Origin of the sequence: Methylobacterium sp. E-041 (assembly GCF_022829665.1) — a bacterium.
In the GTDB taxonomy this organism is placed as follows: Bacteria; Pseudomonadota; Alphaproteobacteria; order Rhizobiales; family Beijerinckiaceae; genus Methylobacterium.
Window position 1 is genome coordinate 1 of sequence record NZ_JAKSYQ010000093.1, and the last position, 10043, is coordinate 10043.

Genomic DNA, 10043 nt, shown 5'->3' on the forward strand with positions numbered 1-10043 from the left:
CGGCCGGCAGTCGATCTCGGCCCGGTACTTGGCTCCGTTGCCGCGGTAGTTGGTGACGTAGCCGTGAAACCGCTCGCCTGAGGATAGAGTGCGGTGGAAGGCGTCAAGCGTCTCCCGGCGCGTCTCCTTGCCTTGCATGAAGCGCGGACTCTGCCCGACGATCTCAACTGGGTCACGGCCGACTAGCTGCCCGAACGCGGGATTAGCGTAGAGGATGATCGGGCCCGGACGTTCGATCGCCGCATCCGTGACCACGATGCCGACCGAGATGTCGTGCGCAAACGCCTTGATCCACTCGACGATTGTCATTCAGCTCCAGCGCATGTGCCGCTCGCGTACGGTGCCGATCTTCAAGACAGCTACGGCGTCGACGTTCCATAGGATGCCCTATGCGAATGGCCGTGCGTCGGGAAAACCGTTGGATTGCCGACATACGAAGCCACAGGACTAAAATCCGAGATAAATTGAGTTTTGCTGGCTCGCTCTCAGGGAACTAAGCTGGAACCCTGCACGGTCATTCCTGTGACGACGATAGGACACTTTGCATCAAAACGCGTTGCGCCGAGACCGGTCGCGTATGATCTTCGAAGTTATTAATTTGTGGCGGCGTTCGTTCTGCTGGCTTGGACAATGTTAGGTTCCGATCGCTTCCTGATCAGCCCCCATTGAAGTGGTCCGCCCTTTGGTATGGCTTTTGAGCCTGGAGGACGGACGAGATGGCAAAGCCCCCGAAGCCCGAGGAGATCGTCGCCAAGTTGCGGCAGGCGGATGTGCTGATCTCACAGGGCCAGAGCGTGGCCGATGCAATCCGCGCGCTCGGCGTGAGCTCAGTGACATACTACCGGTGGCGGCGTGAGTTTGGCGGCCTGAAGTCGGATCAGGTTCGTCGGATGAAGGACCTGGAGACCGAGAACCAGCGGCTTCGAAAGGCGATTGCGGATCTCACCCTCGACAAGCTGATCCTGCAGGAGGCGTCCCGGGGAAACTTTTGAGCCCCGCGCGCCGGCGCGCCTGTGTCGAGCACATTATGCGGACGATGACCGTCTCCGAGCGCCGCGCCTGTCGGGCGCTCGGACAGCATCGCTCGACGCAGCGCAAGGTACCGCGGGGCCGGGACGACGAAGAGGCGCTGACGGCCGATCTTGTGGCGTTGGCCGAGAAGTACGGGCGCTACGGCTACCGCAAGATCAGCGCGTTGCTGAAGGCGGCCGGGTGGTCGGTCAACGACAAGCGCGTCGAGCGGATCTGGCGGCGTGAGGGGCTGAAGGTGCCGGCCAAGCAGCCCAAGCGGGGGCGGATCTGGGACAACGACGGCTCCTGTGTTCGTCTTCGCCCGGAACACCGCAATCACGTATGGTCGTACGACTTCGTCGAGGCCCGCACGCACGATGGGCGCAAGATCCGGATGCTCAACGTGGTCGATGAACCGAAGGACCGCGCAGCGAGTTCACGCACGAATGCCTGGCGATCCGGGTCGCACGCAAGCTCAAGGGGATCGACGTTATCGACGTGCTCTCGGACCTGTTCATCCTGCGTGGCGTACCGGGCCATATTCGTTCGGATAATGGGCCTGAGTTCGTCGCGAAGGCTGTGCAAGCCTGGATCACCGCGGTCGGCAGCAAAACCGCTTACATCACGCCAGGCTCACCCTGGGAGAATGGGTACGTCGAGAGCTTCAACGCGCGTCTGCGCGACGAACTCCTGAATGGTGAGATCTTCTACACACTCAAGGAGGCGCAGATCGTGATCGAAAGCTGGAGGCGTCACTACAACACTGTGCGCCCACATGCCTCGCTGGGATACCGGCCCCCGGCACCGGAGGTGTTCGTGCCAGCGTTCTCCGCTTGGCCGGCTGCGCTCGCCCGACCAGCTCCGCCGGCCAAGCTACCCGTGGCAGAACGGCCTACCGCGCACTAACTCCACCCTTGGACTACCGCCTGGGGGCCGATCAGCTCAGGCTTGCGCCCGTCCGGAAGTATCATATCGAGATGGTCGTGGACGATATTGGCGCTGAAGGGCTTGTCGAGGAAGACAGCGCCTTCCGGAAGTTCGTTCGGGTTAGGTTTTAAGCCGCCTGACGCAACCACGATCGAGATATCGGGCCATCGGTTAGCTGTGGTTCGTGCCAACTCGAAACCGTCTGGCCCGCCAGGCATCTCCACATCGGTGAACAACAAGACGATCTTCGCGGCGTGCTGCTCCAGTAGCTCGATTGCCTTCGACGCCATTCTCCGCGGAGAGGGCTCGAAAGTCCGCATCCTCAAGGATCGTCTCCGCATCCATTCGGATCAGGTAGTCGTCGTCGGCGACCAGGGCATACGGTGAGTTCGGTGGGTTCTGCATCCCCGTAAAGGCGGCCCAGGATCAAAGGTTCATCATAATATGGTCGCAGCATGCGTCTGCTGACCGACAGCGCGTTCAGTCCACAGGCGGGAAGTGTTTTATGAACCGCACGCCATCGCATAGCTCGACGGCATGTCCATCAACGAGCCGGCGGGCACGCTCTACAGCTTCATCGTCCTCATCGCCTTCGATCCGTTCCATCCGCAGCACCTGGCCTCCGCGGTCGAGGATCAAAACGCGATAACGCGGCGGGACTGGCGCCTTATCGAGATCGGCAAATCCGATTGGTGGGCCTGAGGTCATAGCCGGAGATCCACAACAGGCCAGAGCACACGGCCCTCAGTCAGCGACGCCCAAAAATCCGGCCGCGGATAAACGCATCTAAGCCGATCCCCGCTCGCAATTCATCATCTGATTGCATCCTGCGTAAACATGCACGGCTAGCGCGTCATTCCTGCGCATCATCACCCGCCAACGAAAAAGGCTCGCCGGGTAAGGGGGCGCCGAGATTGGGTTCGAATAGGTAGCTCTGGGGGAGGGCCACGCACTCACTATCTTAAGACCAAACTATTTTGCCTCACAAGCGCGTGCGTCTGCCGTACGCTATTGTGCAAGCTGGACGAGCTGCGATGGTGCGGCCGCCCGGCGAGCGCCGTTGACGTCCTATCTCGTCGTGGACGCGCTTGGCCGGCATGGGATCGGAAATGACAGACAACCCATCTCACGAAGCAGCTGAAGCGCTACGCACGATCGGCCGGAACGTCGAACCACCAGGCGACGACCTGGGCCTTTGGTTCGTGGATGGCCATGAGTGCAGCGATGTCGAACTGATTGCGCTGGCGCAGCTTTTTGGACTGCTGGCTGAACCCGAGCAGGCAAACTGAGCTAGACCGTCGGCGCGAGCAACTTCACAGCCACGCTTTGGTGTGACACGGTATCGGGATGCCAGCCACGCTCCCCGGCGGATGCCGCGTCGTTGTCCTCCCGTACGACCCTCATCCAGGGCGCTATGTCTGGCTGATCAGTCGAGAGAACGGCCCGGTCGTTAGGGCACCAAGGTCCTATCCGGACGAAAGAATGGCGCTCCTTGCTGGGTTCAATCAGGCCAAGCAATTTGCCGAGCCGCAGGCTACATCGCTTGGTGCTTCGGCTACATAAGGCCACGAAAAGCTCGCCACGGCTGGAGCCGGGCGGACAGATCTGGTGAGTTCCTTCTGGGTCTAAGGCGGCCTACGCTAGAAGGTTCAATCCTTCGGCGGCTTCGAAAAATCAAACGGTGCCACAAGCGTCATCGCAAATGCAACGAACACGGCTGCCCCGAGCACGATGGTCAGCATGGCGAATTTCTTCTTATTTAAAACGTTAACGTGGCGGCCGTAGCTTGCTTGATGGCCGGGCTGTGCTCTCGCAGCGGCAGGCGAAGGGCGACGGGCGCGCCCTTTTCGTTAGCGCATGCCGGCTCATGAAGCAGCACACCAGCTACGCACTTTAACTCAGACGATAATCAAATGATGACGTTTTCGAGCGAGCCAGCTTAGGTGCCTTCATCCGCGGCCGAAATTTTGGGCGTCGCTGACTGAGGGTTGTGTGCTCTCGCCTGTCGGGGAGCGCTGGATATGAGCTCAGACACGCCAATCGGATTTGCCGACCTCAACAAGTCGCCAGTCCCGCCGCGCTACCACGTTCTGATCCTCGACCGCAGAGGCCAAGTGCTGCGGATGGAACGGATTGAAAGCGGCGGTGACGATGAGGCTGTAGAGCGTGCGCTCAGGTTCGTTGATGGTCAGGCGATCGAGTTATGGGACGGGGTGCGGTTCATAGAGCACTTCCCGCCAGTGGACTGATCCGCTGCCGTTGAGGAAGTGCACGGCGTAGATGGCCTGCCCTGATCCGCCCACAAGCATGTTGCTTGCTACTCCCGGTAGCCGCAAAGCTCGGCTTCCTGACAGGCTACGCTCAGGACGCGCTTGCGCCCTTGAGTGTCGCTGATCTGAAGCCATAAGCGCATTGATGTCGCTGCCTCGGTGGTTTCACTCTCCACTGTTCCCTCAAAAAGCATTTCCGGCAGCATGTTCAGAGCGCGAGCAATCGCTTGAAGGTGTTGGTTCTCGTTGTCGGCCATGCTCGGATACCACAGTGTAAGCCGAAAGTTTCTGGGACGAATGCAAAATTCAATCGCGTCATCATATGTTTGTCAGCTCAACCCTTTCTAGGGAATTGCTGCGTGTTACTAGAGGCAAGTGCGCACGAAAAAGCCCACCGCGGCTGATACCGGGCGGGCTGATGTGATGAGTTCGCCGCGGAAACTGGCGACGAAGTGAACCGGCGAACCGCGGATCAGAGCCCTTTCTTCGTCCCAATGGTCCGGCCGCCACGGCGCATCGTCGAACGACGCATCATGCGGTGCCTCATCATTGGGCGGTGCATCATTCGCACCTGAACAGCCGGGGTCCCAGGCTCGATGAGGCTAGGGGCGGGGGCGGGCGTCGCGGCGGAGACGACGCCCGCCGACATTAGAACGGCACCGAAGGCTCCGGCCGCGATCGCAGAAGCTGTGAGACGGATCTTGGGCATCGGTGCCGATACCTTGCTACCGCACCGGGGAGGTGCCACGGCGTGAAACAACGGGCATGATCCGATCGTTCCTCGACCTCCGGTTGAGAGGGCCCGAGCCGCCGAGACGATATCTGGGTTAGGCGGTCGCGAGCCGTAGGAGCGTCAGCCGATCAAGAAATGCACCAGGATCAGGGCTACCGCCGCCCCACCAATCGCGAGGCCCATGAGGGTGACGCTGCTGAGCTGATCGATGGTATCAACGCTTTGGCCGATGCGATGCTCGACGCTGTTGGCCCCGTGACCGAGCCTGTCCGGACTGCCTGGATAGATGCGGGGTGCCATGTTGGTCTCCTTAATAATTCGAGAGCAACGCCGCACCGAAGCCGATCGTTCTAGTCGAGGCCACAAATAACCCACCACGGCCGGTGCCGGGTGGGCTGAAGGCTGGGCAGGCCTCACAAGAAGCCCCGCCGCTGATCATGGTCCTAGCCGCGGTGAACTAACGGTACGAAAAAGCTAGGCGCAGCGGGTGTTGGTCTGGCAGTCAAGCTAATTCCATGAAGCCTCGAGCTCCATGAGTCCAAGCTATTGATCCCGCAGCAATCGGGGGATGCAATTGGTCACGCGGGCGCTTGGGGGTTAATCATCGCGTCGCCTCCACACTCGTCATGATTGTGAGGCCATTTTGGTCCGTTACTACGAATATCACAGTCACGGGATCACGCCTCAACTCAGCGATATGGGCAGCCGCGGCATCCTTCGCATCTGCCACCGTGTCAAACGTGTCAGGTAAGAGGTACATCGATAGCTCGTCTTCTCCGTCTATGGACGGAGGATCGGCGAGTGTAATCTCGACTGCATAGGGCATAGGACAATCACGCCACGGTTGCTCAACCTCGCAAAGGCTGGACCAATCGCGTTCAGCGTAAAACTGCCTCATCGCCTGGGCTCCATCTGATCAATGTGCTGGGGCTGGGTTAGGACGAACAGTGCGCATGAAAAATCCCTGCGCGGCGGATGCCGGTGGGGCTGATCCTTTTCAGGCTGAGAGAGGCGAGCGCTAGACGCCGCCTAACGCAGGGACGTGGTAGCTCTGCTCGATGTGACCCACTAGGTCCGCCTGCGCCCTGCCGCTCTCTGCGATCTGCGCCCAGCTCTGGTGCCGGCCACGCCCCGTTGAGAAAGGCCGCCGGCTCTCGGTGTTACCTGCCACCGCCGAGTGGGCGGCCGCACCGATGAGGAGGGTGCTGCCGTCTTGGTCATAACAGCGAAGGTGCTTGGTGTTCAGCATGAACCGCCAGTGCCGCTACATAGACAGCTCGCCCTTCGGGCGTGATTGTGATCAGACGCTTACCCGGATGGTCCTCACAGGGAGCCTCGGCGACCCATCCACGGGCCGTGAGGCAAGCCTTAGCTGCATCCCAACGGTTGTAGGCACGCGGCCCGCGTTCGAGGATACGCAGTCGCTTGAGGGCCCAGGACGTTACCAAGTCGGACCCACCACAACGACCGTTGCAACGAGGGCGGCTACGAACGCCCTTTCAGCCGGGTCGTCAGCACCCGCCCAAAGCACGAGCTGCAATGCGCCAGCCGCAAATAGGAGCACCAGCAGACCCTCTAGCTGCGAGTGGACCCTGACCGTCCTTTTGGCTGCCCCGCCTACCCTGAGCCGTCGTCGTCCATCCTAGGGGTAGAAATCTGACGCTAGGTGCCCGGGTCGAACGTCCGCGTCGAGTATTTAGCGGACCGTGGCCTTTCGGCTAGAAGCGGGTATTCTACCTTCCACCCTAAGGGGCCTTCAGTGCTGTCCCGCCAGGACGGCTCGCGACTCCACCACGTCGCCCCGCTTTGGCTTGCCCAGCAGCGCGGCAATCACAGCTTGGCAGGCCAGCCAGCGCTGGATGAAGTGCAGTATGTAGCGATTGGTCAGCCACTCGATGATGTCAGGCGCGCGCTTCCCGCTCCGCCTCAGCAGTTACGAACGCGAGGCACCGGGCGCGGGCTTGTCGGTCGTCAATGGTGTCGAAGGCTCGCGTGAGAGCGAGTGTTTCCGCTGTCCGAGCGTTCATCTCTTCCGCATCAAACAGAGCCACTACAGGCTGATCCAGGGCGCGAGCGATGCGCTCTAGACTTTCGCGTACATCAGCAAGATCACGAGGTTGTTGGGGCATGACGGCACAACGTCTTTAATGGGCAAAATGACAAAGTAGTTTAGCTTATCTTCTGCACGCCCGTATTATCCAGCCGGCGCAGTAGCTCTGTACCGCACCGGATCAGTAACCCTATCTCCGCCAGCGCCTGGATGGACGCCGCTTCGAGGGCAGCAGTGGGGCGACCTAGGTCTGGATGCACCCGCAACGAGGGCGCACGCAGGTTCTCGATCGCCGAGAGCAACGTGTCCTGCTGAGTACACAAACCATCGAGCAGCAGCCGGACCCGCGTACCGTCATGGAACGCGCTTGCAGCGTCGGCTGTCAGCACCTTCTCGACGGCGTTGGAGCGGATGTTCATCATCGGCGGCTTGAACCGGCCTTTGAGAGGAATGACAGTCGCGCTCATGTGATCCTCTCGTATCTCGGTGGGGTCACGCCACGGCTTGCGAGGCTTGGCGCACCTGCCGGGTTGCAACATCGACCTGCTCGCTCGCCCGGGCGATGTCCTCCATGCTGCTGGCGATCGTCGTCACGCCGTGCGCGGCCGTCTGCATACTGCCCGACATCTCTCGCGTGACTGCAGACTGTTCCTCGACCGCAGCGGCGATGGCGCCCGACACCTCATCAAGCGAGCGGATCGTCGCCTGGATCGAGCCGATGGCGTCCACGGCCTCGCGCGTAGCCGTCTGCGTCGCCTGGATCTGTCCGCGGATCTGATCGGTCGCCTTGGCGGTCTGCTCGGCCAGCGCCTTCACCTCGGAGGCGACAACGGCAAAACCCTTGCCCGCGGCGCCAGCTCGCGCTGCTTCGATGGTGGCGTTGAGGGCCAGCAGGTTGGTCTGCGAGGCGATGCCCTGGATCATCGTCACCACCTCGCCAATCTGCGCCGCCTGGGTGCTCAAGCCCGCAACGATGCTGCCCGTGCGCTGCGCCTGCTCAACCGCCTGTCCGGCCATCCGTGCAGCATGGCTTACCTGCTGGCTGATCTCGCCGACTGAGGCTGAGAGCTCTTCGGCGCCCGAGGCGACGGACTGGATGTCGTTCGAGACCTGCCCCACCGTACCGGCGGCCTCAGCCGTTTGCCGGGTGACATTCTCGACGGCTTGCCCGATCGCATCGAGGTCGGTGCCGATCGCGTGCTGCGCTTCGATCCGGCGCTGCCGCTCGTGCACTTGGGCGCTGATGTCGGTCGCGAACTTCACCACCTTGAACGGGACGCCGTCCCGGTCGCTGATCGGGTTGTAGGTTGCCTGGATCCACACTTCTCGACCGCCCTTGGCGATCCGGCGGAACTCGCCAGCTGCGAACTCGCCCCGTCCGAGTTGACCCCAGAAACTGCGATAGGCTTCTCCGGTTCGTTCGTTCGCATCAACGAACAGGCTGTGATGCTGACCGCGGATCTCGTCGAGCCGGTAACCGACTGCGTTGAGGAAGTTGGCGTTGGCGGTCAGGATGGTGCCGTCGAGGGTGAACTCGATGACCGCCTGCGAGCGGTTGAGGGCGGCAAGCTGGCCTTCCTGGTCAATTGCGCGCTGCACCAGCGCCGTGATGTCGGAGGCGAATTTGACGATCTTGCTGACCCGACCGGCGCGGTCGAGGACTGGACTGTAGGTTGCCTGGATCCACACCTCGTGACCGTCCTTGGCGACACGCTTGAACTCACGGGTCTGCGGCTCACCGCGGCGTAGTGCATCCCAGAACGCGCGATAGGCCGGTGCGTCGCACTCCAACGACGTGACGAGGGTTCGGTGGTTCTGACCCTTCAGTTCGGCCAGCGTGTAGCCGACGAGACCGAGGAAGTTGGCGTTGGCATCGAGGATCGTGCCATCGGGGTCGAACGCGATGCGGGCGCGTGAGCGGTCGATGCTGTCGAACAACGCGCGTAAGGGGGTGTCGAACAAGCGCACCGGCGGGCTCCATGCGGATAGATTGGACCTGTTCCGCCTGTCATGCCGGATTATAATCAATAATTCCCTAATCTATAGCTCAATCACGGAATCGCTATCACCATAAAATTCTGAGAGAAACCAATCAATTGATCATAACAAGATTGAAGACTGCATTCGATGGCTTCAGTTGCGCATCGTGCAATTTGGATAGGCCCTTGCGAGACGATCCAGGATGATTGGTAAGCCGGCCACCGCCGGGTGGAGGGGGAGGAGGCGGCGACCGCCGCCGATCCATGTTTGCCGCACCATGGCCCGACGTATCCGCCAAGGGCGGTGGCGTTCCCGTCTTAATAGTCAAGCAAACCGAGCAGGTTGCTACGGTACAAATGGAAAATTCACCCAAACGCGCGGATGCTGGGGAATAAAGCCGCCGACCATCATTTGACGACACAGCAAGGCAAAGGTGCGACAAAGTGGCATCATGCCGGATCAAGCCCTCCGGCCGATCACCATCCCGCCCCGGCAACGTGATGATGCTTCTCAGCAAGCGCCTGCTCCGATCTGAGTGAGCGAACAACACTTGCGCTTCATCGACGCCCGGAGAGATAAAGGGCCCTCCGATCCGGAACGTAACTATGAAGTGGCTAAGCAAGCAATTGCTGAGATGAGGGGCCTTAATGCCGAGGCGAGGATATAAAGCTTCTCAGTGCCCGCCTTTCGAAGCGGCAACTTCTCGCCAGCTATCGATCCATCGACATGAAGCGTTCCATAAACCGCATCCCGTCCCATAGCTCGACCCCGTGGCCATCTAGGAAGCCTCTTGCCAAACGCTTTGCATCAAGATCGCTTCGCGCCTTGATCGGCACCATGCGAGTGACTTGGCCTTCAGATCCCAGCACTAGCACCCGGTAACAAAATGGGGCCGGCAGGTTGTCGAGATCGGCAAATCCAAAGCGGTCTGAGAGCCCGTCCGATAACATCCGGCAGGGGTTGAGTGGCCGGGATGGCGGTGATTCCAGAAGGGTGCTGAAGCCTGATCTGGATGTGCCATGTGGACCCCGACCACTCGCCGGCAGCATAGCCGTTCGCGCCTGCGCTACGA

9 protein-coding genes and 2 pseudogenes are annotated in these 10043 nt (G+C 60.9%); 4 read left to right on the forward strand and 7 right to left on the reverse strand.

The features are described 5' to 3' along the window. The coding region (locus MKK70_RS09550; protein WP_243947224.1) for a PAS domain-containing protein at positions 1–309 on the reverse strand (309 nt) is incomplete at its 3' end. A 407-nt stretch (positions 310–716) separates the two neighbouring features. Here MKK70_RS09550 and MKK70_RS09555 point away from each other — a divergent pair. Next, a pseudogene (locus MKK70_RS09555) lies at positions 717–1917 on the forward strand (IS3 family transposase). Here MKK70_RS09555 and MKK70_RS09560 read toward each other — a convergent pair. Then, complete coding sequence (locus tag MKK70_RS09560; RefSeq protein WP_313899084.1) at positions 1914–2228, reverse strand: response regulator; 315 nt, start codon at positions 2226–2228, stop codon at positions 1914–1916. The pseudogene MKK70_RS09555 and the gene MKK70_RS09560 overlap by 4 nt on opposite strands. Positions 2229–2475: 247 nt before the next feature. Here MKK70_RS09560 and MKK70_RS09565 point away from each other — a divergent pair, with 247 nt between their 5' ends. The 3 genes from MKK70_RS09565 to MKK70_RS09575 all read left to right on the forward strand — a co-directional run bounded on the left by MKK70_RS09565 (position 2476) and on the right by MKK70_RS09575 (position 4187). Next, the gene (locus MKK70_RS09565) at positions 2476–2640 is read left to right on the forward strand and encodes a hypothetical protein (protein WP_243937619.1); all 165 of its coding nucleotides are present in this window, start codon (positions 2476–2478) and stop codon (positions 2638–2640) included. A gap of 407 nt (positions 2641–3047) precedes the next feature. Continuing rightward, positions 3048–3227: a hypothetical protein gene (locus MKK70_RS09570; protein ID WP_243947226.1), complete on the forward strand. Its 180-nt coding sequence runs from the start codon at positions 3048–3050 to the stop codon at positions 3225–3227. 732 nt (positions 3228–3959) lie between these two features. Then, entirely contained in the window at positions 3960–4187 is a 228-nt protein-coding gene (locus MKK70_RS09575; RefSeq protein ID WP_243947228.1) for a hypothetical protein, read from the forward strand. Positions 4188–4255: 68 nt separating this feature from the next. Here the strand turns inward: MKK70_RS09575 and MKK70_RS09580 are convergent, their stop codons facing one another. The 5 genes and pseudogenes from MKK70_RS09580 to MKK70_RS09600 all read right to left on the reverse strand — a co-directional run. Beyond that, entirely contained in the window at positions 4256–4465 is a 210-nt protein-coding gene (locus MKK70_RS09580) for a hypothetical protein (protein ID WP_243947239.1), read from the reverse strand. A 596-nt stretch (positions 4466–5061) separates the two neighbouring features. Further along, a complete protein-coding gene (locus MKK70_RS09585) occupies positions 5062–5241 on the reverse strand; it encodes a hypothetical protein (RefSeq protein ID WP_243932066.1) in 180 nt (59 codons plus the stop codon). Positions 5242–7110: 1869 nt separating this feature from the next. Next, positions 7111–7458: a hypothetical protein gene (locus tag MKK70_RS09590; RefSeq protein ID WP_243932063.1), complete on the reverse strand. Its 348-nt coding sequence runs from the start codon at positions 7456–7458 to the stop codon at positions 7111–7113. A gap of 25 nt (positions 7459–7483) precedes the next feature. Beyond that, positions 7484–8959, reverse strand: a complete 1476-nt coding sequence (locus MKK70_RS09595) for a PAS domain S-box protein (RefSeq protein ID WP_243947241.1) — start codon at positions 8957–8959, stop codon at positions 7484–7486. 722 nt (positions 8960–9681) lie between these two features. Beyond that, a pseudogene (locus MKK70_RS09600) lies at positions 9682–10043 on the reverse strand (hypothetical protein); the annotation flags it as partial.

Excerpts from the sequence above, each read along its gene's own strand:
- MKK70_RS09560 (WP_313899084.1), bottom strand. The coding sequence starts at position 2,228 with ATGGCGTCGAAGGCAATCGAGCTACTGGAGCAGCACGCCGCGAAGATC.
- MKK70_RS09590 (WP_243932063.1), bottom strand. The coding sequence starts at position 7,458 with ATGAGCGCGACTGTCATTCCTCTCAAAGGCCGGTTCAAGCCGCCGATG.
- MKK70_RS09575 (WP_243947228.1), top strand. The coding sequence starts at position 3,960 with ATGAGCTCAGACACGCCAATCGGATTTGCCGACCTCAACAAGTCGCCA.
- MKK70_RS09585 (WP_243932066.1), bottom strand. The coding sequence starts at position 5,241 with ATGGCACCCCGCATCTATCCAGGCAGTCCGGACAGGCTCGGTCACGGG.
- MKK70_RS09580 (WP_243947239.1), bottom strand. The coding sequence starts at position 4,465 with ATGGCCGACAACGAGAACCAACACCTTCAAGCGATTGCTCGCGCTCTG.
- MKK70_RS09565 (WP_243937619.1), top strand. The coding sequence starts at position 2,476 with ATGTCCATCAACGAGCCGGCGGGCACGCTCTACAGCTTCATCGTCCTC.
- MKK70_RS09570 (WP_243947226.1), top strand. The coding sequence starts at position 3,048 with ATGACAGACAACCCATCTCACGAAGCAGCTGAAGCGCTACGCACGATC.